At 64.8% G+C, this 26,074-nt stretch carries 22 protein-coding genes, 1 tRNA gene and 1 pseudogene; 19 read left to right on the forward strand and 5 right to left on the reverse strand.

The genetic code is table 11. The annotated features are described in order from the left end of the window. Positions 1–88: 88 nt before the first annotated feature. A complete protein-coding gene (locus AC1RWI_RS19120) occupies positions 89–790 on the reverse strand; it encodes a Bax inhibitor-1/YccA family protein (RefSeq protein WP_492868029.1) in 702 nt (233 codons plus the stop codon). Between the two features lie 339 nt (positions 791–1,129). On the opposite strand from AC1RWI_RS19120, the gene ndk reads away from it, so the two are divergent. From ndk to AC1RWI_RS19200, 16 genes and pseudogenes are all read left to right on the forward strand, one after another. After that, positions 1,130–1,555 (forward strand): nucleoside-diphosphate kinase, encoded by a 426-nt coding sequence (gene ndk, locus AC1RWI_RS19125; protein WP_006157747.1) that lies wholly within the window; start codon positions 1,130–1,132, stop codon positions 1,553–1,555. A 53-nt stretch (positions 1,556–1,608) separates the two neighbouring features. After that, entirely contained in the window at positions 1,609–2,763 is a 1,155-nt protein-coding gene (rlmN, locus tag AC1RWI_RS19130; protein WP_006157748.1) for a dual-specificity RNA methyltransferase RlmN, read from the forward strand. Next, the gene (gene pilW / locus AC1RWI_RS19135; protein ID WP_492868031.1) at positions 2,760–3,539 is read left to right on the forward strand and encodes a type IV pilus biogenesis/stability protein PilW; all 780 of its coding nucleotides are present in this window, start codon (positions 2,760–2,762) and stop codon (positions 3,537–3,539) included. The genes rlmN and pilW overlap by 4 nt, the downstream gene beginning before the upstream one ends. Next, complete coding sequence (locus AC1RWI_RS19140; RefSeq protein WP_043347465.1) at positions 3,532–4,545, forward strand: RodZ domain-containing protein; 1,014 nt, start codon at positions 3,532–3,534, stop codon at positions 4,543–4,545. Before pilW ends, AC1RWI_RS19140 begins: the two co-directional genes overlap by 8 nt. Before the next feature lie 50 nt (positions 4,546–4,595). Continuing rightward, positions 4,596–5,888 carry a flavodoxin-dependent (E)-4-hydroxy-3-methylbut-2-enyl-diphosphate synthase gene (ispG, locus tag AC1RWI_RS19145; RefSeq protein WP_492868033.1) on the forward strand — a complete coding sequence of 431 codons (1,293 nt, stop codon included), beginning with the start codon at positions 4,596–4,598 and terminating at the stop codon, positions 5,886–5,888. Positions 5,889–6,035: 147 nt separating this feature from the next. After that, entirely contained in the window at positions 6,036–7,316 is a 1,281-nt protein-coding gene (hisS, locus tag AC1RWI_RS19150; RefSeq protein ID WP_492868057.1) for a histidine--tRNA ligase, read from the forward strand. 85 nt (positions 7,317–7,401) lie between these two features. Continuing rightward, positions 7,402–8,034 carry a YfgM family protein gene (locus AC1RWI_RS19155; RefSeq protein WP_043347453.1) on the forward strand — a complete coding sequence of 211 codons (633 nt, stop codon included), beginning with the start codon at positions 7,402–7,404 and terminating at the stop codon, positions 8,032–8,034. A gap of 106 nt (positions 8,035–8,140) precedes the next feature. Continuing rightward, entirely contained in the window at positions 8,141–9,328 is a 1,188-nt protein-coding gene (gene bamB, locus AC1RWI_RS19160; RefSeq protein ID WP_052494621.1) for an outer membrane protein assembly factor BamB, read from the forward strand. A gap of 225 nt (positions 9,329–9,553) precedes the next feature. After that, positions 9,554–10,897, forward strand: coding sequence for a ribosome biogenesis GTPase Der (gene der, locus AC1RWI_RS19165; RefSeq protein WP_043347450.1), 1,344 nt, complete (start codon positions 9,554–9,556; stop codon positions 10,895–10,897). Between the two features lie 207 nt (positions 10,898–11,104). Then, positions 11,105–11,344, forward strand: coding sequence for an RNA chaperone Hfq (gene hfq / locus AC1RWI_RS19170; RefSeq protein WP_006157757.1), 240 nt, complete (start codon positions 11,105–11,107; stop codon positions 11,342–11,344). A 294-nt stretch (positions 11,345–11,638) separates the two neighbouring features. Then, positions 11,639–12,886, forward strand: a complete 1,248-nt coding sequence (gene hflX, locus AC1RWI_RS19175) for a GTPase HflX (protein WP_043347447.1) — start codon at positions 11,639–11,641, stop codon at positions 12,884–12,886. A 104-nt stretch (positions 12,887–12,990) separates the two neighbouring features. Beyond that, positions 12,991–14,397, forward strand: a complete 1,407-nt coding sequence (gene hflK / locus AC1RWI_RS19180) for an FtsH protease activity modulator HflK (protein ID WP_492868036.1) — start codon at positions 12,991–12,993, stop codon at positions 14,395–14,397. Between the two features lie 11 nt (positions 14,398–14,408). Beyond that, positions 14,409–15,317, forward strand: coding sequence for a protease modulator HflC (gene hflC, locus AC1RWI_RS19185; RefSeq protein WP_441640352.1), 909 nt, complete (start codon positions 14,409–14,411; stop codon positions 15,315–15,317). Between the two features lie 234 nt (positions 15,318–15,551). After that, the gene (locus AC1RWI_RS19190) at positions 15,552–16,715 is read left to right on the forward strand and encodes an ATP phosphoribosyltransferase regulatory subunit (protein ID WP_043347438.1); all 1,164 of its coding nucleotides are present in this window, start codon (positions 15,552–15,554) and stop codon (positions 16,713–16,715) included. A gap of 114 nt (positions 16,716–16,829) precedes the next feature. Next, positions 16,830–18,193: pseudogene (locus AC1RWI_RS19195) on the forward strand (adenylosuccinate synthase). A gap of 152 nt (positions 18,194–18,345) precedes the next feature. Then, positions 18,346–18,906 (forward strand): phosphoribosyltransferase, encoded by a 561-nt coding sequence (locus AC1RWI_RS19200; protein ID WP_043347431.1) that lies wholly within the window; start codon positions 18,346–18,348, stop codon positions 18,904–18,906. A 106-nt stretch (positions 18,907–19,012) separates the two neighbouring features. On the opposite strand, the gene AC1RWI_RS19205 is transcribed toward AC1RWI_RS19200, so the two are convergent. The 3 genes from AC1RWI_RS19205 to AC1RWI_RS19215 form a co-directional block, all read right to left on the reverse strand. Further along, positions 19,013–19,624 carry an NAD(P)-dependent oxidoreductase gene (locus tag AC1RWI_RS19205; protein WP_492868039.1) on the reverse strand — a complete coding sequence of 204 codons (612 nt, stop codon included), beginning with the start codon at positions 19,622–19,624 and terminating at the stop codon, positions 19,013–19,015. 71 nt (positions 19,625–19,695) lie between these two features. Then, positions 19,696–20,130 (reverse strand): Rrf2 family transcriptional regulator, encoded by a 435-nt coding sequence (locus AC1RWI_RS19210; RefSeq protein WP_043347423.1) that lies wholly within the window; start codon positions 20,128–20,130, stop codon positions 19,696–19,698. Between the two features lie 458 nt (positions 20,131–20,588). Beyond that, a tRNA-Leu gene (locus tag AC1RWI_RS19215) sits at positions 20,589–20,675 on the reverse strand. A 69-nt stretch (positions 20,676–20,744) separates the two neighbouring features. Here AC1RWI_RS19215 and rnr point away from each other — a divergent pair. The 3 genes from rnr (at position 20,745) to AC1RWI_RS19230 (ending at position 24,944) form a co-directional block, all read left to right on the forward strand. After that, positions 20,745–23,336, forward strand: coding sequence for a ribonuclease R (gene rnr, locus AC1RWI_RS19220; protein WP_043347419.1), 2,592 nt, complete (start codon positions 20,745–20,747; stop codon positions 23,334–23,336). An 88-nt stretch (positions 23,337–23,424) separates the two neighbouring features. Next, a complete protein-coding gene (gene rlmB / locus AC1RWI_RS19225; protein WP_492868041.1) occupies positions 23,425–24,168 on the forward strand; it encodes a 23S rRNA (guanosine(2251)-2'-O)-methyltransferase RlmB in 744 nt (247 codons plus the stop codon). An 86-nt stretch (positions 24,169–24,254) separates the two neighbouring features. Next, a complete protein-coding gene (locus AC1RWI_RS19230; RefSeq protein ID WP_236702047.1) occupies positions 24,255–24,944 on the forward strand; it encodes an SIR2 family NAD-dependent protein deacylase in 690 nt (229 codons plus the stop codon). Between the two features lie 58 nt (positions 24,945–25,002). Here the strand turns inward: AC1RWI_RS19230 and tal are convergent, their stop codons facing one another. Next, positions 25,003–25,941 carry a transaldolase gene (gene tal / locus AC1RWI_RS19235; protein WP_492868043.1) on the reverse strand — a complete coding sequence of 313 codons (939 nt, stop codon included), beginning with the start codon at positions 25,939–25,941 and terminating at the stop codon, positions 25,003–25,005. Positions 25,942–26,074: the final 133 nt, after the last annotated feature.

Genomic DNA, 26,074 nt, shown 5'->3' on the forward strand with positions numbered 1-26,074 from the left:
GCTGAGGAAGGCGGCCACGGCAAAGAAAAAGGCCAGCGCGGATGCGCTGGCCTTTTTAGTCCGGGGCAGGGCGGCCGCGCCGCCCGCCTTAGTCGCGGTTGCCGCCGAAAATGCCCAGCAGCGCCAGCAGGTTGGCGAAGACGTTGTACACGTCCAGGTAGATCGCCAGCGTTGCCGTGATGTAGTTGGTCTCGCCGCCGTTCAGCACGCGCTGCACGTCAAAGAGGATGTAAGCGGAGAAGATGCCGATGGCGATCACCGAAACCGTGATCATCAGCGACGGCAGTTGCAGCCAGATGTTGGCGACGCTGGCCAGGATCAGCAGGATCACGCCGACGAACAGGAATTTGCTCAGCCCGGAGAAATCGCGCTTGCTGACGGTAGCGATGGTGGCCATGGCGCCGAACACCGCCGCTGTGCCGCCAAAGGCATACATGATCAGTGCCGGGCCATTGGAAAACTGCAGCACCGACCCGATCAGGCGGGACAGCATCAGCCCCATGAAGAAGGTGAAGGCCAGCAGCAGGACCACGCCCATGCTGCTGTTCTTGGTTTTCTCGATGGCGTAGAAGAAGCCGAACGCGATGCCCAGGAACAGGATCATCGACAGGCCGGGGCTGCCTTTCATCAGGTTGAAGCCCGTGGTGACGCCGATCCACGCACCGATGACGGTGGGAATCATCGAAATGGCAAGCAACCAGTAGGTGTTGCGCATGACCCGATTGCGCACCACGACGTCGCTCGTCGCGGTGCCGCTGCCGAAACTGTATGTGTTCAGCTTGTTATCCATGGTGACTCCTGTCTCAAAACGGTGAGGCGCCGGGGTAACCCAGGCGGGCACAACGCCAATGTGGCATCGCAGTAACGGAATTGCAAGGGTTGGGGAAACGCATCAGCCACATTTTTGCAAAATCCGCGCTGCCAGCGATGATTGGATCGCAACCGGCCTCCTGCGTTCCCTGTATGTGGCGCGTCACTTTAAGTGATCTTTGGGTTGCTTCTTTGTGCGTGTCGTGCCTTGGCTGACTCCCGGGAACCTGCAGCCAGGGGCCTTCTCGAAACCATAACCGTCTCGTGCTAGAATTGCACGTTTACTTGAATTGTAACCCCTTCATTTTTTGGAGTTTTTATGGCGATCGAACGCACCCTGTCGATTATCAAGCCGGATGCCGTGGCAAAGAATGTCATCGGCCAGATTTACGCTCGTTTCGAGGCCGCAGGCCTGAAGATCGTGGCAGCCAAGATGGTTCACCTGTCGCGCGGTGAAGCCGAGCAATTCTACGCAGTGCACGCTGCGCGCCCGTTCTTCAAGGACCTGGTGGACTTCATGGTTTCCGGCCCGGTCATCATCCAGGCACTGGAAGGCGAAAACGCCATCGCCAAGCATCGCGACCTGATGGGCGCAACCGACCCGAAGAAGGCAGAAGCCGGCACGATCCGCGCTGACTTCGCTGACAGCATCGACGCCAACGCCGTTCACGGCTCGGACGCAGCGGAAACCGCTGCCGTCGAAATTGCTTTCTTCTTCCCCGGCATGAACGTTTACAGCCGCTGATTGTCTGGTCTATTCCACCAGACTAGACTGCCATAGAAGTTGATACTGTCGTCATGAACACTCTCGTCAACCTGCTCGATCTGGATGCGGACGCGCTTACCGCCTATTGCGGAGAGCTCGGCGAGAAGCCGTTTCGTGCGCGGCAGTTGCAGCGCTGGATTCACCAGTTCGGCGCCAGCCGTTTCGATGCCATGTCGGATCTCGCCAAGTCGCTGCGCGAAAAGCTCGCCACGCGCGCCGAGATCCGCTCGCCTGCCGTCATCACCGACAACCTGTCGGCCGACGGCACGCGCAAGTGGTTGCTGGACGTTGGCGCCGGCGATGCGGTGGAGACGGTGTACATCCCTGAGGAGACGCGCGGCACGCTGTGCGTGTCTTCGCAGGCGGGGTGCGCCGTCAATTGCCGGTTCTGCTCGACCGGCAAGCAAGGCTTCTCGCGCAACCTGTCCACTGGCGAGATCATCGGCCAGCTGTGGATGGCCGAGTTTGCCATGCGTGCCCAACTGGGCCGTGGTGCCAAGGACGACCGCGTCATCTCCAACGTGGTGATGATGGGCATGGGCGAGCCGCTGCTCAACTATGACCAGGTTGTGCCGGCCATGCGCCTGATGCTGGACGACCATGCCTACGGGCTGTCGCGCCGGCGCGTGACGCTGTCCACCTCCGGCGTGGTGCCGATGATGGACCGGCTGGCCAAGGATTTGCCCGTGGCGCTGGCGGTATCGCTGCACGCGTCCAACGATCCGTTGCGCGACATGCTGGTGCCGCTCAACAAGAAGTACCCGCTCGCCGAGCTGATGGCGGCTTGCCGCCGCTACCTGGAATTCGCCCCGCGCGATTTCATCACCTTCGAATACTGCATGCTGGATGGCGTCAATGACGGTGTCGAGCATGCCCGGGAACTGCTGAAGCTTGTGGCCGACGTGCCCTGCAAGTTCAACCTGATCCCGTTCAACCCGTTCCCAGAGTCGGGCCTCAAGCGCTCGAACAACGAGCAGATCCGCCGCTTCGCCCAGGTCCTGATGGATGCCGGCATCGTCACCACCATCCGCAAGACGCGCGGCGACGATATCGATGCGGCCTGCGGCCAGCTCGCGGGCGAGGTCAAGGACCGTACCCGCCTGGCCCAGCGCGGCAAGTTCGGCAAGATCACGCCGATCGTGGCGGCGCCCGCGGCCGGCCAGCCGCAAGAGGCCCGGCCTGCATGACCCGTCTGATAGTTGCGGTCCTGATGGGGCTGGCGCTGCTGTCCGCGTGCCAGTTGCCGCCGCCGGTCAAGCCCGAGTTGCAGACCGCATCCGACCAGACCGAGCTGAGCCGGCGTGCCACCATCCGTCTCCAGTTGGCTACCAGCTACCTTGAAGCCGGACAGTACACCGTCGCGCTGGACGAGGCCAAGCAGGCCATTGCCATCGACCCCACGCTGGTCGACGCGTACCATATCCGCGCGTTGATCTACATGAACATGAACGAGCGCGTGCTGGCGGAAGAGAGCTTCCGTAGCGCGCTTGCCATGCGCACCGATGATGGCGACGTGCTGAACAACTATGGCTGGTTCCTGTGCGTGAACGGGCGCTACGCCGAGGCCGTGCCTTACCTGGAGCGCGCGGTCAATGCGCCCTCGGCAAGCGGGCCCGGCAAGGCACTGACCAGCCTTGGCGCCTGCCAGCTGCGCAATGGCAACGGCGAGGCAGCCGAGAAGAGCTTGTTCGGCGCCTTGCGCTACGATCGCAACAACCCGGTAGCCAACAACAATCTGGCGCTGCTGTATTACCAGCGCGGGGACTACCAGCGTGCCCAGCAGTATGTCGGCCGCATCAACAGCAGCAATTTCGTCAGCGCGCAATCCCTCTGGCTGGGTGCGCGCATTGCCCGCCGTCAGGGAGATGTCGCGGCGCAGAATGCCCTGGTGGCACAGTTGCGCAGCCGTTTCCCCGATTCGCGTGAGTTGACCGCATACGAACAAGGAGCATGGGATGAGTGAGCACGAGCGCGCCGAAGGCCAGACTGCAGCGACGGGTCATGCGGGGGGTGCCCTTGCGGATGCCGGGCGCGAGGTGGTGGCGCGCGAGATTGGCGAGCGCCTGGCGCAAGCGCGCAATGATCAGCGTTTCTCGCTGGAGGATGTCAGCGCGCGGCTGAAGGTCGCCTCGCACAAGCTGGCCGCCATCGAGCAGGGCGACGTCGCGGCGCTGCCCGACGTGACCTTCGTCAAGGGCGTGATGCGCGCCTACGCGCGCATGCTCCAGATCGACATCGACGCCTTGCTGGCGCGTTTCCACGCGCAGGCTGTGCCGGTGGTGGAAATCGGCATGCGTCGCGAAGGTGGCCTGAACGAGAGCTTCGACGACCGCAATCGCTTTGGCTCCAGTGGCTCGGGCGGCCGGTGGATCTGGCTGGCCCTGGTGGTCGCCGTGATCGGTGGCGGGGTGCTGTTCGGGCTGGACCACTTCAAGCAATGGATCGAGGCGCGCAAGGAAACCCTCACGGCACCCCCGGCGGCGGAAGCCACGGTGCAAGGCAGCGAGCCCGGTACCGTCACGGCCGCACTGCCGCCTGTGATGGCCGCTTCCGATGCCCCCGCGCCGTCCGAGTCGCTGCCCGCCAGCGGCCCGGTGGCGGTGGCGGTGGCGCCTTCGGCAGCGCCCGCATCTTCGGCAGCACCCGCACCTTCGGCAGCGCCGGCTCCGGCCGCCGTGGCCGCGGTAGCGGCTTCAGCGGCAGTGCCTGCCCCCGCGGTGGCGGATGGCGCGGCCGAGCTGCGCATCCGTTTCGCATCGGATACCTGGTACGAGATCCGCGACCGTAGCGGCAAGGTCGTGCTCGGCGGTACTGCGCGCGCGGGCCAGGATCTCAGCGGCGGCGGTACGCCACCGTACAAAATCGTGATCGGCAACGTCAAGGGCGTCGAGTCGCTGACGCGCAACGGCACGCCGGTCGACCTGCAGGCGGCCAACCGCAATAACGTGGCGCGCCTGACGCTGCCCTGAACATCGTCTCTCCAGCCATGCGCAACGCCGCATCGCAAGGTGGTAATGCTATGAATCAACAGGCTTGTATGCCGGTGCTGCCCGGCCCGCTGCCCCGCCGCAAAACGCGCCAGGCGCGCGTGGTGTGGGGCGACAACGTGGTCACGATCGGTGGCGACGCTCCTGTGCGCGTGCAATCGATGACGAACACCGACACGGTGGACGCCATCGGCACCGCGATCCAGGTCAAGGAGCTGGCGCGTGCCGGTTCCGAAATCGTGCGCATCACGGTCAACACGCCGGAAGCCGCGGCTGCGGTGCCCGCCCTGCGCGAGCAACTGGACCGCATGGGCGTGAACGTGCCGCTGGTGGGCGACTTCCACTACAACGGCCACACGCTGCTGCGCGATTATCCCGACTGCGCCCAGGCGTTGTCGAAGTACCGCATCAACCCCGGCAACGTGGGGCAGGGCGCCAAGCGCGACACGCAATTCGCGCAGATGATCGAAATGGCCTGCCGCTACGACAAGCCGGTGCGCATCGGCGTGAACTGGGGTAGCCTGGACCAGTCGCTGCTGGCGCGCATCATGGACGAGAACGCCTTGCGCGCCGAGCCGTGGCCGGCGCAGAACGTGATGGTCGAAGCGTTGATCACCTCCGCGATCGAGTCGGCGAAGAAGGCCGAGGAAATCGGGCTTTCGGGTGACCAGATCATCCTGTCGTGCAAGGTCTCGCAAGTGCAGGAGCTGATCGCTGTGTATCGCGAGCTGACCAAGCGCTGCGACTACGCATTGCACCTCGGGCTGACCGAGGCGGGCATGGGCAGCAAGGGTATCGTGGCCTCCACCGCCGCGCTGTCGGTGCTGCTGCAGGAAGGCATCGGCGACACCATCCGCATTTCGCTGACACCGGAACCCGGCGCTGCGCGCGAGAAGGAAGTCTACGTGGGGCAGGAGATCCTGCAGACCATGGGCCTGCGCAACTTCACCCCGATGGTGATTGCCTGCCCGGGCTGTGGCCGTACCACCAGCACCACTTTCCAGGAACTGGCGTCCAGCATCCAGAGCTACCTGCGCGAGCAGATGCCGACCTGGAAGACCGCCTACCCTGGCGTGGAAGAAATGGATGTGGCCGTGATGGGCTGCATCGTGAACGGGCCGGGCGAAAGCAAGCATGCCAATATCGGCATCTCGCTGCCCGGCTCGGGCGAATCGCCGGCGGCGCCGGTGTTTGTCGACGGCGTGAAGGTTAAAACGCTGCGCGGCGATCGCATCGCCGAGGAATTCCAGGTGATCGTGGACGATTATGTGCGCACCCACTACGGCAACAAGGCCGGGAGCGCCGGCAATGAGGTGGCAGCCTGAGCCGTTGCGGCCAGGCGCTACAGGGAAAGACAAGACACAATGAACCAACCCGTGAATCCGGCGGCCGCCAGCGATGGCGCCAAGGCTGCTGACAGCAAGGCAGAGAGCAAGAGCAAGGCAGTGAAAGCACTGCAGGGCGTCAAGGGCATGAACGACATGCTGCCCGCCGACGCGCCGCTGTGGGAGCATTTCGAGAACGCCTCGCGTGCGATGCTGCGTGCCTACGGCTACCAGCAGGTCCGCACCCCCATCGTTGAGCACACGCAGCTGTTCGTGCGCGGCATCGGCGAGGTGACCGACATCGTCGAGAAGGAAATGTATTCCTTCACCGATGCGCTCAACGGCGAGCAACTGACGCTGCGCCCCGAGGGCACGGCAGCTGCGGTGCGGGCCAGCATCGAGCACAACCTGCTGTACGACGGCCCAAAGCGCCTGTGGTACACCGGCCCGATGTTCCGCCACGAGCGTCCCCAGCGCGGGCGCTATCGCCAGTTTCACCAGCTCGGCGCAGAGGCCCTCGGCTTTGCCGGCCCGGATGTGGACGCCGAGATCATCATGATGTGCCAGCGCCTGTGGGATGACCTGGGCCTGGTCGGTGTGCGCCTCGAGCTCAATTCGCTGGGCCAGGCTGAAGAGCGCGCCGCGCACCGCGAAGAACTGATCAAGTACCTGGAAGGCTTCCAGGACATTCTTGACGAAGACAGCAAGCGCCGCCTGTACACCAACCCGCTGCGCGTACTGGATACCAAGAATCCCGCGCTGCAGGAAATGGCGAGCAACGCGCCCAAGCTGATCGATTTCCTGGGCGAGGAGTCGCTTGCCCACTTCGACGGCGTGCAGCGCCTGCTCAAGGCCAACAACATCCCGTTCAAGATCAATCCGCGCCTGGTGCGCGGGCTGGACTACTACAACCTGACGGTGTTCGAGTGGATCACCGACAAACTCGGCGCGCAGGGTACCATCGCCGGCGGCGGGCGCTACGATCCGCTGATCGCGCAGATGGGCGGCAAGGCGGCACCGGCTTGTGGCTGGGCGATGGGCATCGAGCGCATCATCGAACTGCTGCGCGAGGAAAAGCTCGTGCCGCAGGCGGAAGGCGCCGACGTGTACCTTGTCCACCAGGGCGAAGCGGCTGGACAGCAGGCCATGATCATCGCCGAGCGCCTGCGTGATGCCGGCCTCGACGTGCTGCTGCATGCCACGCCCGACGGCAAGAGCGGCAGCTTCAAGTCGCAGATGAAGCGCGCCGACGGTAGCGGTGCGGCCTATGCCGTTATCATTGGCGAGGATGAGGTGGTGGCGGGTACGGCACAGGTCAAGGACCTGCGCCAGGGCGCTCAGGCCGAAGGCGGCGGCGCGCAGGTGACGGTTGCGGCTGAAAAGCTGGTCGACCACATCATCGACGCCATGGTTGGCGCCAGCGAGTAAGCCTGCGGGTCAGCAGGCAGCATCGGAACCACGGATCGCAAGAGCGCGGTCCTTCATACAAACAAACGCGGGTGGATCCCTCGACATGGCTTACGATCTAGAAGAACAGGAACAGCTTGAGAGCCTCAAGGCCTGGTGGCGCCAGTACGGCAATACCGTGACCTGGGCCTTGATCGCCGGCTTGCTGGCCTTCGCTGCCTGGAGTGGCTGGAACTACTGGCAACGCAAGCAGGCCGGAGAAGCGGCGCTGCTGTATGAGCAGGTGGTCAAGGCTGCCGAGGGCCGCGATGTCGAGCGGATCAAGCGCGCCGCCGGCGACCTCGAGGAAAAGTTCGGCAAGACCGCCTATGGCCCCATGACCGCGCTGGTATCGGCCAAGGTGCTGTACGATGCAGGCGACCTGGCTGGTACGAAGGCCCAGTTGCAATGGGCGATCGACCACGGCGATGGCGAGTATGCTCACCTGGCGCGCGTGCGCCTGGCTGGCGTGTTGCTTGACGAGAAGGCCTACGACCAGGGCCTGGCACTGCTCAAGGACGAGCCGCCGGCACCGTTCGTTGCGCTTTATGCGGACCGCCGGGGCGATCTGCTGGCTGCCCAGGACAAGCGCCCGGAAGCCCGCTCGGCCTACCAGAAGGCGCTCGACAAGCTGAGCGCCAACGATGCTGCCATGCGCCAGATCATTCAGTTCAAGCTTGACGCGCTGGGCACCGCCTGAAGGCGGTTTTAGCCCGGCTCGCCGACAGGCCCGCGGGATTCGCATGCCACGCATGCCCCGCTTGCCCGCACCCTTGCGCCTCAACTTAAATCAGGATCGGAACCTCATGAAGTCATTGTTTTCCGGCACGGCCCAGAACCAGCAACACGGCAATTTTGTCCGCGGCCTGGTGGTGGCCGCCGCTTGTGCGGCCAGCGTCGCCAGCCTGGGCGGCTGCTCGCTGTTCAGCAAGGCTGACAAGCGCACGCCGGTCGAACTCAAGCCGATCACCCAGACGTTGTCGGTGCGCCAGGCATGGAAGGCCAGCGTCGGCAAGAGCGGCCCGTACTCGCTGCAACCCTCCGTCTCCGGCGGCACCGTCTATGCATCTTCCAATGGCGGCAAGGTGCTGGCGCTCGATGGCGTCACGGGACGCACCTTGTGGGAGGCCAAGACCGATATCGACCTGACCTCCGGCCCCGGCAGCGACGGCACCGTCACGGCGGTGGCGGGCGAGAAGGGCGCGGTCTTTGCCTTCGACGCCAGCGGCAAGCAGATCTGGAAGAAGCAGGTCAATGGGGAGGTTCTCTCCGCGCCGCTGGTCGGCAACGGCCTGGTGGTCGTGCGCACAACCGATACCCGGGTGCTTGGCCTGGATGCGCAGACCGGCGAGCGGCGCTGGATCTACCAGCGCTCGCAGACCCCGCTCAACCTGCGCGCCTCGATGGGCATGGTGTTTGCCGGCGACGGCATCGTGATGGGCTTCCCCGGCGGCAAGCTGGGTGTGCTGGCTCCGGGCAACGGCGTGCTGCGCTGGGAGAGCACGGTTTCCTATCCGAAGGGCGTGTCGGAAATTGAACGGCTCAACGACGTGACCGGCCAGCCCATGGTCAATGGCCGCCAGGTCTGCGCGACCACGTTCCAGGGCCGGATCGCCTGCCTTGAGCTGGCCAATGGCCAGCCGCAGTGGGGCAAGGATTTCTCTTCGCCGACCGGCCCCGCGCAGGATGACACTTCGCTGTACGCCGGCGACGAGCGCTCCGTGGTCCATGCATTTGACCGCCAGAACGGCACGGAACGCTGGAAGAACGATCAACTGCTATACCGCCGTCTCGGTACGCCGCTGGCGGTGGGGCGTTCGGTGGTGGCGGGCGATTACGAAGGCTATGTACACTTCCTGTCGCGCGAGGACGGCCAGTTCGTGGCACGCCTGAAGACCGACGGCAGCGAGATTACCGCTGCGCCGGTGGTGGCGGGCCCGTCGCTGGTGGTACAGACACGCGACGGCAACCTCTATGGCTTCGTGCCGGACTGAGGCGGTCGACATTCATGGCGACTGTCCGTGCACCTGTCGGCACGGGCGGCGCCAATCCGGTAGCGCGGCCCTTCTGGCCGTGCACGTGAACGAGGTCGGGTTGCAATGCAAACCTGGCCACCCGACAGGAAAAGTGGCCAGGCGCGTGACGCCTGGCCGTCGGTCCCATATCACTCCGGAGTTCCTGGGGGGCGGCATCTGCCGGCCCCCATTTCCGTTTATTGCATGAAACCAGTTATCGCTCTGGTCGGCCGTCCCAATGTGGGCAAGTCGACGCTATTCAACCGCATGACCCGTTCGCGCGACGCGCTTGTCGCCGATCTGCCTGGGCTCACGCGCGATCGCCACTATGGCGAAGGCCGCATCGGTGAACGTCCGTTCATCGCCATCGACACCGGCGGCTTCGAGCCGGTGGCCAAGGAAGGCATCGTTGCCGAAATGGCCAAGCAGACCCGCCAGGCGGTGGTCGAGGCCGACGTGGTGATCTTCCTCGTCGACGGCCGCCTCGGGCTGGCGCCCCAGGACCGCGTGATCGCCGATTACCTGCGCAAGACCGGGCGCCGCGTCATGCTGGCCGTGAACAAGGCCGAGGGCATGAAGTACACGACCGTGGTGTCGGAGTTCTACGAGCTTGGCATGGGCGACCCCTATGCCATTTCGTCGACCCACGGCGACGGCGTGCGCGAACTGGTCGACGAGGCGCTGGAACTGGCGGTGAAAGAGCGCCCGGAACTCGCCGAGGAAGACGAGGGCGCTCAGCGCGGCGTCAAGATCGCTATCGTGGGCCGGCCGAACGTGGGCAAGTCCACGCTGGTCAACACCCTGATCGGCGAAGAACGCGTGATCGCGTTCGACATGCCTGGCACCACGCGGGATGCCATCTATGTAGAGTTCGAGCGTGGCGGCAAGCCCTATACGCTGATCGACACAGCTGGCCTGCGCAAGCGCGGCAAGGTGTTCGAGGCCATCGAGAAGTTCTCGGTGGTCAAGACGCTGCAATCGATCGCAGATGCGAACGTCGTGGTGCTGCTGCTCGACGCGCAGCAGGACGTGTCGGAGCAGGATGCGCACATCGCCGGCTTCATCGTGGAGTCCGGGCGGGCGCTGGTGGTTGGCGTCAATAAGTGGGACGGCCTCGACGGCCACAGCCGCGACCGCATCAAGCATGATCTGGAGCGCAAGCTGCAGTTCCTGGACTTCGCCAACTTCCACTTTGTGTCCGCGCAGCAGCGCACGGGCATCAGCGCGCTGCTGCGCTCGGTGGATGACGCGTATGCCGCGGCGATGGTCAAGCTGCCCACGCCGCAGCTCACGCGGATCCTGCAGGAGGCGGTCGAGTTCCAGCAGCCGCGGCGTGTCGGCGCAACCCGGCCCAAGCTGCGCTACGCGCACCAGGGTGGGTCCAATCCGCCCATTATCATCGTGCACGGCAATTCGCTTTCCGGCATCGCCGACACCTATCGGCGCTATCTCGAAAACCGTTTCCGCTCGGCTTTCAAACTGAAGGGCACACCGCTTCGCATCGAATTTAGAACGAACAAAAACCCATATGCCGACTCGAAGGATTGAGTCAGTCGACGGGAGTCCGGGCGGGCAAGTTTCGTTTGCGTTCGTTTGGAACTGAGGCTAAATTCACGGTAGCAGGGGGTTCCCTGCGAGGCGATGCTAGCTTGGTACCGTTTTGATCTTTTTTTGGCGCGGTTTGCGCCGTTTGACTTGAATCGGGGATTACCGTCCCCATCATCTATCACTAAATCTATAAATTTGGAGTGTGCCATGAGCAACAAAGGGCAATTGCTACAAGACCCGTTCCTGAACGCGCTGCGCAAAGAGCACGTACCGGTTTCCATCTACCTCGTGAATGGCATCAAGCTGCAAGGCAATATCGAGTCGTTCGACCAGTACGTCGTCCTGTTGCGCAACACCGTGACGCAGATGGTCTACAAGCATGCGATTTCCACCGTCGTGCCGGCCCGCGCCGTGAATTTCCGCGTGGACGAAACGGCTGAAGGCTGATCATTCGCGGATAGCACCGCAGTTTTCCGGCGGGCCTGTCGTACCACGACACGGCCGCCAGTGCCGGTGTCGCGCAGGGGCCAGATGCTCCGGCGCGACACCAAAAGACGCCAACCCATCCTGGCTGCAAAGTGGCCACGGGCACGGACATGCTTCACCCTGGTGCATTCCGCCACGGACAGCGCCCCCGCCTCAAGGTCTCCCCAGGCCAGGGCTCCTGCCTAACGGCGCCAGCCGCTGCCTCCCGGTAGCCCCCAACCCGTTCTCCTTTCTCGCGTTTCGCGATCCTCCCGTTTGCAATCTAGAGCCACTTCCAATTCCGAGTCTTCCCGCGCCATCCTCGTTGGTGTCGATTTCGGCAAGCATGATTTCCAGGAAAGCCTGAGCGAGCTGGCGTTGCTGACGTCGACCGCCGGTTCCACGCCGGTGCACACGCTGACCGGACGCAGGTCCCGTCCCGACCCGGCGTTGTTCATCGGTTCCGGCAAGGCGGAGGAACTGAAGGAGGCCGCCGATGCACTCGATGCCGACGTGGTGGTATTCAACCACTCGCTCAGCCCCGCCCAGCAACGCAATCTCGAGCGCTTTCTGCAGCGCCATGTCATCGACCGTACCGGGCTGATCCTGGACATCTTCGGCCAGCGGGCGCAGAGCCACGTCGGCAAGGTGCAGGTCGAACTCGCCCAGGTCCAGTACCAGGCCTCGCGGCTGGTCCGCGCCTGGAGCCACCTGGAGCGGCAGAAGGGGGGCATTGGCATGCGTGGCGGCCCGGGCGAGCGCCAGCTCGAGCTCGATCGCCGCCTGCTGGACGAGCGCGCCAAGCGGCTGAAAGCTGACCTGACGCGACTGCAGCGTCAGCACAGCACCCAGCGGCGCGCGCGCGCGCGCAACGACACCTTGAGCATCTCGCTGGTCGGCTATACCAATGCTGGCAAGTCGACGTTGTTCAACGCCCTCACCAAGGCTCGGGCCTACGCTGCCGACCAGTTGTTTGCCACGCTGGATACCACTTCGCGCCGGCTGTACCTGGAAGGCGTGGGCAACGTGGTGCTGTCGGATACCGTGGGCTTCATCCGCGACCTGCCGACCCAGCTGGTGGCCGCGTTCCGCGCCACGCTGGAGGAGACCGTGCACGCGGACCTGCTGCTACATGTGGTCGATGCTTCCAGCCCGGTACGCCATGAGCAGATCGAGCAGGTCAACCGTGTGCTGGCCGAAATCAATGCCGACGACATCCCGCAGATCGTGGTGATGAACAAGATCGACGCCTCGCCGGAACTGCTCGAGCAGGGCCCCCGCGTGGAGCGCAACGAGGAGGGTGTGCCGACCCGCGTGTTTGTCAGCGCGCGCGACGGCATTGGCCTGGATGCCTTGCGCGAGGCGCTGGTGGAAGTGGCGCGCTGGCTGGCCGAGCGCCCGCCGGAGCGCCCCCCGCTGGATCCGCGCCTTGCAGACGCGCAGCCTTACCCGGATGACGATCTCGACAACGATCTTGACGGCGATGACACCCGGGCGGATCCGGAAGAACCCGACACGCAGTGAGTCAGTTCGACGGAAATCGCAGCCAGATTGCCCCAAATGGGTAAAAGTGGCGTCGATGACTGTTAGAATCCCCTTGTTCCAACTATCCCGGACCCGTGCACTTCATGCCCCTGTTTCCCCGGAATTCTGAATCGAGCCATGCCTTTGGCAGCCGCGCAGGTGGCCGCAACGGCGGCCATGCACCGTCGCGAACGGCCTGGCAGCGTTTGCGCGCGATCCTGTCTTTGAACGATCCCCGTTGGGGCAGGGGCGGCCCGGATGACGAAGACAAAGACAAGGACAAGGATAGCCGCGACAACAATCGCCAGCAAAACCAACGTCCGCCTCAGGAAGGCCCGCCCGACCTCGACGAGCTCTGGCGCGATTTCAACCGTCGCCTGAACGGCCTGCTTGGCCGCAAGGAAAATGGCGGTGGCGGCAACCAGGGCTTTGGCGGCGGCGCGCGCACGCCGGGCAAAGGCTCGGGGATCGGCGCGGGCGTGGTGGTGATCGCCGCGGTCGGCATCTGGCTGGCCAGCGGTTTCTTCATGGTGCAGGAAGGCCAGACCGCCGTTATCCTCCAGTTCGGCAAGTTCAAGTACACGACGGGCCCGGGTATCAACTGGCGCCTGCCGTACCCGATCCAGTCCGCCGAAATCGTCAACCTGTCGGGCGTGCGCTCGGTTGAAGTGGGCCGTTCCACCTCGATCAAGGACAGCAACCTGAAGGACGCGTCGATGCTGACGCAGGACGAGAACATCATCGACGTCCGCTTCACGGTGCAGTACGACATCCAGGACGCGAGCGAATTCCTGTTCTACAACAAGACCGACCGTGGTGGCGACGAAGAACTGGTGACCCAGGCTGCCGAGACCTCGGTGCGCGAGATCGTCGGGCGCAACAAGATGGACGCGGTGCTCTATGAGAACCGTGAACAGATTGCCCAGAACCTGGCCAAGTCGATCCAGTCGATCCTGACCGCGTACAAGACCGGCATCCGCGTGATTTCCGTCAACGTGCAGAGCGTGCAGCCGCCCGAGCAGGTCCAGGCAGCCTTTGACGATGTCAACAAGGCCAGCCAGGACCGCGAACGCGCCATCAGCGAAGGCCAGGCCTACGCCAATGACGTGATTCCACGCGCCAAGGGTACCGCCGCGCGCCTGAACGAAGAAGCCGAAGCCTACAAGGCGCGAGTGACCGCCCAGGCTGAAGGCGATGCCTCGCGTTTCCGCCAGGTCCAGGCCGAGTATGCCAAGGCTCCGCAGGTGACGCGTGATCGCATCTATATCGAGACCATGCAGCAGATCTATACCAATTCGACCAAGGTGCTGGTGGATTCACGCCAGGGCAACAATCTCCTCTACCTGCCGCTGGACAAGCTGATGTCGCAGTCGGCGGTGGATGCGCGCGCGCCGGCTTCCGGCACCGCGCAGGCGCCTGCCGCGGGCAGCGGCACGTCTCCCGCGCCCGATGCCAGCGGCGATAACCGGTCGCGCGAGCTGTTGCGCAACCGTGACCGCGATTCGCGCTGAGGAGACCCGACATGAACCGACTGATTTCCGTAGTAATCGGCCTCTTCATCGTGCTGGCGATCGGCTCCTCGATGGTGTTCGTGGTGGACCAGCGTCAGTACGCCGTGGTGTTCGCCTTTGGCCAGATCAAGCAGGTAGTGAACGAGCCGGGCCTGCACTTCAAGTTGCCGCCGCCGCTGCAGAACGTGATTTTCATGGATCGACGCCTGCTGACGATCGACGTGGCCGCTTCGGAGCGCTTTCTCACGGCCGAGAAGAAGAGCATGGTGGTGGACTGGTTCGTCAAATGGCGCATCACTGATCCGCGCAAGTTCTACGTGGCCTTCAATGGCAACATCCGCGGCGCGCAGGACCGCATGACCCAGCGTATCGACTCCGTTGCCCGCGAGGAATTCGGCAAACGCACGGTGGCGGAGCTTGTGGCTGGCGAGCGCGAGAAGGTGATGCAGAATATCCGCTCCGCGATGGCTGACTACGCGCAGTCCGTTGGCGTCGAGATCATCGACGTGCGCCTCAAGCGTGTCGACCTGCTGCCCGCAATCAGCGAATCGGTGTATCGCCGCATGGAAGCCGAGCGCAAGCGCGTGGCCAACGAGCTGCGCTCCACCGGCGCGGCCGAGGGCGAGAAGATTCGCGCCGATGCCGATCGTCAGCGTGAAGTCGTGCTGGCGGAGGCTTACCGCGATGCGCAGAAGATCAAGGGCGAGGGCGATGCCCGCGCATCGCAGATCTATGCCGAATCGTTTGGCCGGGATCCCCAGTTTGCGCAGTTCTGGCGCAGCATGGAGGCTTACCGCAATACGTTCCGCGACAAGCGCGACGTGCTGGTGCTGGAGCCCAATTCCGACTTCTTCCGCTATATGCGGTCGTCGGGCGGCGCAGCGGCGCCGGCGGCAGCGCCACCGGCGAGCCGTCGCTAAGCTAGGCGGCTCCATCCGCCAGGCGCTTCGACAAAACCCCGGCTTGCCGGGGTTTTGTCCGGCTGGAGGGGCGGCAAGAGAGGCGCCTGAGGGGCGTCGCTGCCGTCTCATCCGCCATGCCAGGTGACTGGCTCCCCGCTTGCGGCTGGCGCTCCCGGCACAGCGCGCGGCGGGGCCGAATTTCAACGGGTGGCTCAAGGCCCCCGGCAACTGTGTGAAGTGAAGAGATTTACCATGTCCAATCACTGGCTCCTGCCCGAAAACATCGCCGACGTGCTGCCGTCGGAGGCCCGCAAGATCGAAGAACTGCGCCGCCGCATGCTGGACTTGTTCCGCACCTACGGCTACGAGCTGGTCATGCCGCCGATGCTGGAATACCTGGAATCGCTGCTCACCGGGACCGGGCACGACCTCGACCTGCGCACGCTCAAGCTAGTCGACCAGCTCTCCGGCCGCACCATGGGCCTGCGCGCCGACATTACCCCGCAAGTCGCCCGCATCGATGCCCACTTGCTGAACCGCTCCGGCGTGACCCGGCTGTGCTACGCAGGCAATGTGCTGCACGCTCGCCCGGCCGGCTTTCGCGCAACCCGCGAGCCGATCCAGGTTGGCGCGGAGATCTACGGCCACGCCGGCCTGGAAGCGGATGTGGAAATCCAGGCCCTGATGCTGGCCGCGCTGCAGGTTGCCGGCCTGACCGAGATCCGCCTCGATCTTTGCCACGCGGGCATCCTGGAGGCCTTGCTGGACGGCTTGCCGTCCAGCCGCAAGATCGAAGATGTGCTGTTTGCGGCCCTGGAAACCAAGGATGTGTCGGCGCTGCGTGAGCTGACTGAAGGCATGCCGCAGGCCGAGCGCGATGCGCTGCTGGCGCTTCCGACGTTGTACGGCGGCGTGGAGGTGATCGAGCGCGCCCGCGCGACGCTGCCGGCGAGCCCGGCGATTGGCCGTGCGCTGGACGAACTGGCGGCACTGGCCGCGGAAGTGAGCGGGGCGAGCGTCAATATCGACCTGTCCGACCTGCGCGGTTACCACTATCACAGCGGCGTGATGTTTACTGCCTATGTGGCGGGCTTGCCCAACTACGTGGCGCGCGGTGGCCGCTATGACAAGGTCGGCGAGGCCTTTGGCCGCGCGCGGCCGGCAACCGGTTTTTCGCTGGATTTGCGCGAAGTTGCCTCGCTTTCTCCGCTGGAAGTGCGTGCTTTTGCCATTTTCGCGCCGTGGGATGCGGATCCTGCCTTGCGTGCCGCGATCAACGCGCTGCGCGCTGCCGGCGAGATCGTCATCCAGTCGCTGCCGGGGCACACGCACCAGCTCGACGAGTTCAACTGCGACCGCCAACTGGTCCGCCAGGATGGCGGCTGGACGGTGATTCCACGCAGCGCCGGGGCCTGAGCGCAAGCGCCAGGCCGCGGAATTCCCCCGCGTTGCAGGCCGATCTCCCCAAAATCGGGGAGTTGACCTGCAACGAGAGTAAAATACGTTTTTAACCCACTGACCAAAATCAACATGTCCGCTTCTGCAGTAAGCCAGGGACGCAATGTCGTCGTGATCGGCACCCAATGGGGTGACGAAGGCAAGGGAAAAATCGTCGATTGGCTTACCGATCATGCAAAGGGCGTGGTGCGGTTCCAGGGCGGCCACAATGCGGGCCACACGCTCATCATCGGCGGCAAGAAGACCATCCTGCGCCTGATCCCTTCGGGCATCATGCGTGAAGGCACGATCTGCTACATCGGCAACGGCGTCGTGCTGTCGCCGGAGGCGCTGTTCCGTGAGATCGAGGAACTGGAAACCGCCGGCCTGCAGGTGCAGAACCGCCTGCGCATTTCCGAAGCGACCACGCTGATCCTGCCGTACCACGTGGCCATCGACAAGGCCCGTGAAGTGCGCCGTGGTGCCGACAAGATCGGCACGGCGGACACGCCCCCCCCCCCCCCCCCGGCCGCGGCATCGGCCCTGCCTACGAAGACAAGGTGGCCCGCCGCGCGCTGCGCGTGCAGGACCTGTTCGATCCCAAGTGCTTCGCCGAGAAGCTGCGCGAGAACCTCGACCTGCATAACTTCATGCTGACCCAGTACCTGGGCGCGCAAGCGGTCGACTTCCAGCAGACCCTGGACGAAATGCTGGCCTACGCGCCGCGCCTGGCCCCGATGGTGGCCGATGTGTCGGCCGAGCTTTACGCGGTCAATGCTGCCGGCGGCAACCTGATGTTCGAAGGCGCGCAAGGCACGCTGCTCGACGTTGACCACGGCACTTATCCGTTCGTCACTTCCAGCAACTGCGTGGCCGGTGCGGCCGCCGCCGGCGCTGGTGTTGGCCCGGGCCGCCTGAACTACATCCTGGGCATCACCAAGGCCTACTGCACCCGCGTGGGCGCAGGCCCGTTCCCCAGCGAACTGTACGACAACGACAACCCCAAGCGCCAGGACCCGGTGGGCGTGCGGCTGGCCAACGTTGGCAAGGAATTCGGCTCGGTGACCGGGCGACCGCGTCGTACCGGCTGGCTCGATGCCGCCGCGCTCAAGCGCTCGGTGCAGATCAACGGCGTGTCGGGTCTTTGCATGACCAAGCTCGACGTGCTGGATGGCCTTGAAACCCTCAAGCTGTGCGTGGGCTATGAGCTGGATGGCAAGACCGTCGATATCCTGCCGCGTGGCTCGGATGCCGTGGCGCGCTGCGTGCCGGTGTACGAGGAATTCCCTGGCTGGAACGAATCCACCTTCGGCGTGAAGGCCTGGGATGCGCTGCCGGAACAGGCTCGCACCTACCTGAAGCGCGTCGAGGAAGTGGTCGGCATCCCGATCGACATGATCTCGACCGGCCCGGACCGTGACGAAACCATCCTGCTGCGTCACCCGTACGTGGCCTGATGCTGTCTTGCCAGTAATGGCGCCGCGCGGCTGAACGAAGCTGCGCCGGCTAAAAGACGGCAGCTGCACAAGAGCAAATCGGCCCGCGCAAGCGGGCCGAAACTTTATCGGTCGACAGACCTTATGCCTAAAGCCGAAGAGCTAAAGAAATCATGACCCTGCCATCGAACGACGAAGAGAACCTGTGGATCTCGTGGGACGACTACCACAGCCTGATCGCGCGCCTGGCGCTTAACGTCCACGAGTCGGGCTGGAAGTTCGACAAGATCCTGTGCCTGGCCCGTGGCGGCCTGCGCGTTGGCGACCAGATGTCCCGTATCTTCGATGTGCCTCTCGCCATCCTCGCCACCAGCAGCTACCGCGAGGCAGCGGGCACGCAGCAGGGCGACCTCGATATCGCGCAGTACATCACGATGACCAAGGGCGACCTCTCCGGCAAGATCCTGCTGGTCGATGACCTGGTGGATTCCGGCGTTACGCTGGAGCGCGTGGGCCGCCATCTGCAGGAGCGCTATCCCGCCGTGACGGAAGTGCGTTCGTCCGTGCTGTGGTACAAGGCCTGCTCCAAGGTCAAGCCGGACTACCACGTGACTTTCCTGCCGACGAATCCCTGGATTCACCAGCCGTTCGAAGAGTACGACACGCTGCGTCCTCACAACCTGGCGGCCTGGCTCAAGCGCGGCAAGCACGCCGCCGGCAGCTCGCAGGCCTGATTCCCGATGCGGTGACGCGGCTATGCCAGCAGCCCCCTTGCCGCACGGCTGAAGAACAGGCGAGGGCGGCTTGCCGCTACCCCCGCCGTTGCGGCGCGTTTCCTGCTCAGTAAGCAACCGTGTAGCGCTGGCGCGAGTGCGCCGGTTTTTCCACTTCGTCGATCATGGCGATGGCATAGTCCTCCATCGAGATCCAGCTCTTGCCGCTGGCGTCGGAGAGCAGCGTCTCCTCGCCCACGCGGAATTTGCCTGTGCGCGTGCCCGGCTCGAACAGGGCTGCGGGGGACAGGAAGGTCCAGTCGATCGCTGTCTCGTTGCGCAGGGCGTTGAGGAAGTCGCGTCCGGCCAGGGCCTCCGCCTTGTAGGCTTCCGGGAACTGCGGCATATCGACCAGTTGCGCGCCCGGTGCGACATAGAGGCTGCCCGCGCCGCCCACCACCAGCAGGCGGGGCACGCCGGCGCCCTTGACCGCGGAGGTGATCTGTTTCGCCGTGGTCTGCAGGAAACGTACCGTGCTGATTGCCACGTTGTGGCCGGCGATGGCGGCCGCCAGGGCCTCGGTGTCCGCGACATCTGCATTGATCGTGGCGAGGCCCGGCCGCGCGGCCAGCTTGTCGGCCTGGCGCGCGATGGCGGTGACCGTGTGGCCGCGGCTCAGGGCTTCGTCGATGAGGCGGGTGCCGACACGGCCGGTGGCGCCGATGATTGCGATCTTCATGTTGACTCCTTTGTTGCGCTGTTGAATATCGATATGAAACTATTCCAGTTACATATCGGGATAAAAATTTTTTACGGCTTGCGTTGCCGCGCTGCACGCTCCACGTCGGCGAGCATGCCGGCAATCGTGATCTCTGCCAGCGCACCATCCATCGCGGCCTGGGCGCGGTCCGCGGCGTGCTTCAGCGCGCCGGTAATTTCCCGTCCCACCATGCACGCCGGATTGGGCACGCTGTGGTGCGGCGCGATCAGCGTGGCCGACTCCACCGCACGGAACACATCGAGCAACGTGATCGATGCCGCCGCGCGCGCCAGCGAGGCGCCGCCGTTGCTCCCCATCACCGTGCTCACCAGCCCCGCCTCGGCCAACTGGCTGACCAGGCGGCGGATCAGGACCGGGTTCGTGCCCACGCTGCCCGCGATCAGCGACGACGGCAAGGGCTCCGCGGCGCTGGCCAGCAAGGTGAGGATATGGACGGCGACGGCGAATCGGCTGCTGGTGGTCATGGTGGGTGAGGCGATATGAAACCATGTTAGTTACAGATGGCCATCGCTGTCAAGCGACTGGCGGGCCACGCAGGCATGCCGGTGTGGCATACGCCCGCAGCAATAGGGGGTTTGCGCCCGAAAACATCGGAAAACGCGACATTCCCGCGTGCGAATGGCGGAAGAATGCCGGGAGCGCCACTGAAACTGATACACTCACCCGCAGCGCAGCAGTCGGCTGCTGCTCCGGCCGCGCCCTGGCAGTTCGTGTGAGCGCCAGGCCGTGTGGATGCTTCTGCCTCTATAGGCAAGAACGGATTCCACACCCCGGGGCGGTCGTTGCTGCGACTGGTATTTAGTCAATTGTTAAGTCGCGCAGTCGCGCCAATATCGAATCGGGAGTGCCAAGTTGCAAGATCAGACGCCGGAAAACAAAAAACCCGCAGGGCTCGAAAGCGCTGCGGGTTTTCCGTTTGATCTGGTGCCCAGGAGAGGACTCGAACCTCCACAGTGTTGCCACCGCTAGGACCTGAACCTAGTGCGTCTACCAATTTCGCCACCTGGGCGGGCGTCGAAACAACCGAAGCGCTCATTATAGCGACCGCAAATTGTTTGTCAAATAATTCTAGAAAAAATTGAATCAGAATAACTATCCGATCCCTAGTCGGGAAGAAATCCTTGGTGTCCTGCGGACGTCGGGGTCGCCCTTGTCGGGCGGCGATATCGCCAAGGCGCTCGCTGTCACGCGCAAAGAACACGACGGCTTCCAGAAACGCCTCGCCGCCATGGAGCGCGACGGCCAGATCGAACTCAACCGCAAGGGCCGCTACGAGCTGGCCAACCAGCCTAACTTTGTGGTCGGCCGTGTGCAGGGCCACCGCGATGGCTTCGGCTTCCTGATCCGCGACGATGGCGATGACGACATCTTCCTGCCGGAGCGCGAGCTGCAGAAGGCCATGCACAACGACCGCGCCCAGGTGCGCGTGATCGGCTACGACCGGCGCGGCCGGCCCGAAGGCCAGATCGTCGAGATCCTCGAGCGCGCCAACCGCTACGTGATCGGCCGCCTGCTGAGCGAAGGCGGCGTGCTGGTGGTGGCGCCCGAAGACAAGCGCATCAGCCAGGACATCCTGATCCCGCCGAAATCGCAAGGCAAGGCGCAAGTCGGGCAGGTGGTCAGCGTCGAGATCATCGACTACCCGGATCGTTACGTGCAGCCCGTGGGCCGTGTGGTGGAAGTGCTAGGCGACTTCGACGATCCCGGCATGGAAATCGAAATCGCCGTGCGCAAGTACGGCGTGCCGCATGAATTCTCGGATGCCTGCGCCAAGGAAGCCGCCGGCCTGCCCGACGAGGTGCGCGAGTCCGACCTGGAGCACCGCATCGACCTGCGCGACGTGCCGCTGGTGACGATCGACGGCGAAGACGCGCGCGACTTCGACGACGCTGTCTACTGCGAACCCGTCAAGATCGGCCGCTCGAAGGGCTGGCGCCTGGTGGTGGCAATCGCCGATGTGTCGCACTACGTGCGCCCAGGCACGGCGCTCGACGCCGATGCGCTGGATCGTGCCACCTCGGTGTACTTCCCTCGCCGCGTCATCCCGATGCTGCCGGAAAAGCTCTCCAACGGCCTGTGCTCGCTGAACCCGCAAGTCGACCGCCTGTGCATGGTGTGCGATGCGGTGATCACCGCCAAGGGCGAGCTCAAGGGCTATCAGTTCTATCCCGCCGTGATGCATTCGGCGGCGCGCCTGACCTATAACGAGGTCTGGTCGGTGTTGTCCAACACCAAGGGCCCGGAGGCGCACAAGCGTGCCGACCTGGTGCCGCACCTGCAGAACCTGTACGAGTTGTTCCAGGTCCTGCTCAAGGCGCGGCGCGAGCGTGGCGCGATCGACTTCGATACCACCGAAACCTACATCGTCTGCAATGCGCAGGGCAAGATCGAGCAGATCCTGCCGCGCACCCGCAACGATGCCCACCGCCTGATCGAGGAATGCATGCTGGCCGCCAACGTGTGCGCCGCCGACTTCCTCGAACGCTTCAAGCATCCCACGCTGTACCGGATCCACGCCGGCCCGGGCGAGGAAAAGCTGAAGAACCTGCGCGAGTTCCTGCGCACCGTCGGGCTTTCGCTGGCCGGTGGCGACAAGCCGCAGGCGGGCGACTACGCGGACGTGATGGACAAGATCAAGAGCCGTCCCGACGCGCCGATGCTGCAGACCATGCTGCTGCGCTCGATGCAGCAGGCGGTCTACAGCCCGGACAACATCGGCCACTTCGGCTTGTCGTACGAGGCTTACGCCCACTTCACCAGCCCGATCCGCCGTTACCCGGACTTGCTCACGCACCGCGCCATCAAGGCCGTGCTGGCCCATACCAAGTACCGGCCGGCATTCGCCCCGGGCACCGCGCTGAACACCGCGATCGCGCCCAAGGCGCGCCGCATGCAGGCCAAGGATGCTGCCGAGAAGGCAGAGCGCAGCGCCGCGCGCGCGCAGCGCAACGAAGCCATCTGGGACGAGCTCGGCCTGCACTGCTCGGCCAACGAGCGTCGCGCCGATGAGGCCTCGCGCGATGTGGAAGCCTGGCTCAAGTGCTACTTCATGCGCGACAAGCTTGGCAGCGAGTATTCGGGCACCATCAGCTCGGTCACCTCGTTCGGCATCTTCGTGCAGCTCGACGAGCTCTACGTCGAAGGCCTGGTCCATGTCACCGAGCTGGGCAGCGATTACTTCCAGTACGACGAAGCGCGCAATGAGCTGCGCGGCGAGCGTACCGGCATCCGCTACCGTCTCACCGACCGCGTTCGCGTGCAGGTTTCGCGCGTGGACCTCGATGCGCGAAAGATCGACTTCCGCCTGGTGCAGGAGCCCTCAGCCAAGAACCTGCGTGGCCGTGCCCCGACCGTCGATGCCGCGCCGCGCGTGCCCGCCGCGCACGCCGTGCCCGCGCGCAAGAAGGGCCGTCAGCTGGCCGCGCTGCTGGGTGGCAGCTCGAAGCCGGAAGAGTCGTTCGACGAAACGCTGGACCGCGTGATCGAAGAGCAGCCGGTGTTCGAAGCTGTCATGACGCCGGTCAAGCCGCACGTGGGCCATGGCGCCAAGGCCGGCGGCAAGCCGGCCAAGCGCGCCGCCAAGCCCAAACCGCAGCATCTGGGCTCGACGCACAAGGGCGGCGCCAAGCCGGCCGGCAAGAGCAGCCGCGCTTCGCGCAAGCGCACCTGACGGCCATGGCGCCGGCGCCGGCTTGCCCGGTTCTGGCGCCATGGCTGCGGACACGGGGCAAGCCCTGGCGGGAATGTACAATCTCGCCATGGCTAAACAAAAACTCCTGATCGGCTTTCACGCCGTCACCGCGCGCCTGCGCCAGGACGCCGCTGGCGTCACCGATGTCTATGTAGAATCCGCGCGGCGTGACCGCCGCATGCAGGACTTCATCCGCCTTGCCGAAAGCCTCAAAGTCCGCCTGCACCCGGTGGATGCCGAGCGCCTGCGCGGCATGGCCGGCACCGACCGCCACCAGGGCGTGGTCGCCCGCGCCGAAGATGTGGCGCTGGCACTCAATCTTGACGAACTGCTCGACGGCATTGAGGGCACGCCCTTGCTGCTAGTGCTCGATGGCGTCACCGATCCGCACAATCTGGGCGCTTGCCTGCGCGTGGCCGATGGCGCCGGCGCGCACGCCGTGATCGCTCCGAAGGACCGCAGCGTGGGTGTGAACACCACGGTGGCCAAGGTGGCCAGCGGCGCGGCGGAGACCGTCCCCTACATCACTGTCACCAACCTGGCGCGCACGTTGCGCGAGTTGCAGGAACGCGGCATCTGGGTGATCGGCACGGACGACGGCACGGAAAAGACGCTCTATGACGTCGATTTCAAGGGGCCGGTTGCCCTGGTGATGGGCGCCGAAGGCGAGGGCATGCGCCGCCTCACCCGCGAGACCTGCGACGAACTCGTCAGCATCCCGATGGCCGGCGGCGTGGAAAGCCTGAACGTTTCCGTGGCCAGCGGCGTGTGCCTGTATGAGGCGGTGCGCCAGCGCCGCCTGAAGCGCTGAGCGCTGGGACGGCATCCGTGACGGCGTACATCGACGCACAGGCGCTCGCGGCATCGCGCCGCCTGATCGGCGAAGCCACCAATATCATGGTGCTTACCGGCGCGGGCGTATCCGCCGAGTCCGGCGTGCCCACGTTCCGCGATGCCATGACCGGCTTGTGGTCGCGCTTCAATCCCGAGGAGCTGGCCCAGGAAGACGCCTACCGGCGCCAGCCCGCGCTGGTCTGGGAGTGGTACCTGCACCGGCGCGAGCTGGTGGCGGCCACCGATCCCAACCCGGCGCATATCGCCCTGGTGGCGCTCGCCGCGCAGAAGGCCGTGACCCTGGCCACGCAAAACGTCGATGGCCTGCATCAGCGCGCCGGCAGCCGCGACGTGATCGAGCTGCACGGCAACCTGTTCGCCAACAAGTGGCTTGACGGCTGCGGCCGTTGCGACCCGGCGGCCGCCGTGCCGGGCATGCCGCCGCGCTGCTCCCTTTGCAATGCCATGATGCGCCCCGGCGTGGTGTGGTTCGGCGAGGAACTGCCGCGCGTGGCCCGCTATCGCGCCGAGCATGCGGCCGAGCAGTGCGATCTGTGCATCGTGGTGGGCACGTCCGGCCTGGTCTATCCGGCAGCCGGCTTGCCCGGCGCAGCCAAGGACCATGGCGCGCATGTCATCGTGGTCAATCCTGAGCCATCGGCGCTGGATCAGACCGCCGACATCGTGTTGCGCGGCCCGGCCGGCGTGGTCTTGCCCTTGCTGTGGGACGGTGTGAGCGCGGCGTCAGCTTGAGCCGGCTCGCCGCCTGGATTCCCGGGCGGCTTCTGTTTTCGCCTTCTCAATTCCCCTCTCAAGCCGTAATCATCGCCTCCAGCTTGACCGCATCCGCCGCAAATGCGCGGATCCCCTCAGCCAGCTTTTCCGTCGCCATTGCGTCTTCATTGAGCTGCCAGCGGAAAGCCGCCTCACCGCACTCGATGCGGGCGATATTGCCAGCCTGTGCCTGATCGACCGACAGCTTGCGCTCCACGGTGTTTTCGCTGGCGGCCAACTTCTCCAGCAGGTCCGGGCTGATGGTGAGCAGGTCGCAGCCGGCCAGTGCCAGGATCTGCTCGGTGCTGCGGAAGCTGGCACCCATCACTTCGGTGGGGTGGCCGAACTTCTTGTAGTAGTCGTAGATCTGGCGCACGGAACGCACGCCGGGATCGTTGTCGCCCGCGTTGGCGGCGGCGTCCCATTTGTCGCCGGCTTGCTTCTTGTGCCAGTCCAGGATGCGGCCAACGAAGGGTGAGATCAGTTGCGCGCCGGCCTCGGCGCAGGCAACGGCCTGGGCCAGCGAGAACAGCAGCGTCATATTGCAGTTGATGCCTTCTCGCTGTAGCACTTCAGCTGCGCGGATGCCTTCCCAGGTCGAGGCGATCTTGATCAGCACGCGTTCGCGGGCCACGCCGCGCTGCTCATACAGCGAGATCAGGTGGCGGGCCTTGGCCAGTGTGGCTTCCGTGTTGAAGGACAGGCGGGCGTCGACCTCGGTCGACACACGGCCCGGCACGATGGCCAGGATCTCGCAGCCAAAGGCGATCAGCAGGGCGTCCATCACGGCGTCGGTGCCTTCATTGCCGCGCACGGCCTTTTCCAGCAGGGGACGGTACTCGTCCTTCTGGACGGCCTTCAGAATCAGGGAAGGATTGGTGGTAGCGTCCTGCGGCGTGTACTGTTTCATCACCTGGAAATCGCCGGTGTCCGCCACCACGGTGGTGAACTGCTTGAGCTGATCGAGCTGGTTCATGGTCAGTGAGTTGCTTTTAAGGGTTGGTGATGGCGCAGGACCAAAACGGCAGGCCCCGGGCGCCAAGCTGATGCATGCCTCGGGTCATTGTACCGTCGGCTCGCGCCCATGCCGGGGATGTCACGGCATTCCG

It is taken from the genome of Cupriavidus sp. MPR-AND1C, assembly GCF_058809705.1.

What these genes read in the sequence shown, in the direction of transcription:
- AC1RWI_RS19120 (WP_492868029.1), bottom strand. Translation starts at nt 790, where the DNA reads ATGGATAACAAGCTGAACACATACAGTTTCGGCAGCGGCACCGCGACG.
- ndk (WP_006157747.1), top strand. Translation starts at nt 1,130, where the DNA reads ATGGCGATCGAACGCACCCTGTCGATTATCAAGCCGGATGCCGTGGCA.
- rlmN (WP_006157748.1), top strand. Translation starts at nt 1,609, where the DNA reads ATGAACACTCTCGTCAACCTGCTCGATCTGGATGCGGACGCGCTTACC.
- pilW (WP_492868031.1), top strand. Translation starts at nt 2,760, where the DNA reads ATGACCCGTCTGATAGTTGCGGTCCTGATGGGGCTGGCGCTGCTGTCC.
- AC1RWI_RS19140 (WP_043347465.1), top strand. Translation starts at nt 3,532, where the DNA reads ATGAGTGAGCACGAGCGCGCCGAAGGCCAGACTGCAGCGACGGGTCAT.
- ispG (WP_492868033.1), top strand. Translation starts at nt 4,596, where the DNA reads ATGAATCAACAGGCTTGTATGCCGGTGCTGCCCGGCCCGCTGCCCCGC.
- hisS (WP_492868057.1), top strand. Translation starts at nt 6,036, where the DNA reads ATGAACGACATGCTGCCCGCCGACGCGCCGCTGTGGGAGCATTTCGAG.
- AC1RWI_RS19155 (WP_043347453.1), top strand. Translation starts at nt 7,402, where the DNA reads ATGGCTTACGATCTAGAAGAACAGGAACAGCTTGAGAGCCTCAAGGCC.
- bamB (WP_052494621.1), top strand. Translation starts at nt 8,141, where the DNA reads ATGAAGTCATTGTTTTCCGGCACGGCCCAGAACCAGCAACACGGCAAT.
- der (WP_043347450.1), top strand. Translation starts at nt 9,554, where the DNA reads ATGAAACCAGTTATCGCTCTGGTCGGCCGTCCCAATGTGGGCAAGTCG.
- hfq (WP_006157757.1), top strand. Translation starts at nt 11,105, where the DNA reads ATGAGCAACAAAGGGCAATTGCTACAAGACCCGTTCCTGAACGCGCTG.
- hflK (WP_492868036.1), top strand. Translation starts at nt 12,991, where the DNA reads ATGCCCCTGTTTCCCCGGAATTCTGAATCGAGCCATGCCTTTGGCAGC.
- hflC (WP_441640352.1), top strand. Translation starts at nt 14,409, where the DNA reads ATGAACCGACTGATTTCCGTAGTAATCGGCCTCTTCATCGTGCTGGCG.
- AC1RWI_RS19190 (WP_043347438.1), top strand. Translation starts at nt 15,552, where the DNA reads ATGTCCAATCACTGGCTCCTGCCCGAAAACATCGCCGACGTGCTGCCG.
- AC1RWI_RS19200 (WP_043347431.1), top strand. Translation starts at nt 18,346, where the DNA reads ATGACCCTGCCATCGAACGACGAAGAGAACCTGTGGATCTCGTGGGAC.
- AC1RWI_RS19205 (WP_492868039.1), bottom strand. Translation starts at nt 19,624, where the DNA reads ATGAAGATCGCAATCATCGGCGCCACCGGCCGTGTCGGCACCCGCCTC.
- AC1RWI_RS19210 (WP_043347423.1), bottom strand. Translation starts at nt 20,130, where the DNA reads ATGACCACCAGCAGCCGATTCGCCGTCGCCGTCCATATCCTCACCTTG.
- rlmB (WP_492868041.1), top strand. Translation starts at nt 23,425, where the DNA reads ATGGCTAAACAAAAACTCCTGATCGGCTTTCACGCCGTCACCGCGCGC.
- AC1RWI_RS19230 (WP_236702047.1), top strand. Translation starts at nt 24,255, where the DNA reads ATGGTGCTTACCGGCGCGGGCGTATCCGCCGAGTCCGGCGTGCCCACG.
- tal (WP_492868043.1), bottom strand. Translation starts at nt 25,941, where the DNA reads ATGAACCAGCTCGATCAGCTCAAGCAGTTCACCACCGTGGTGGCGGAC.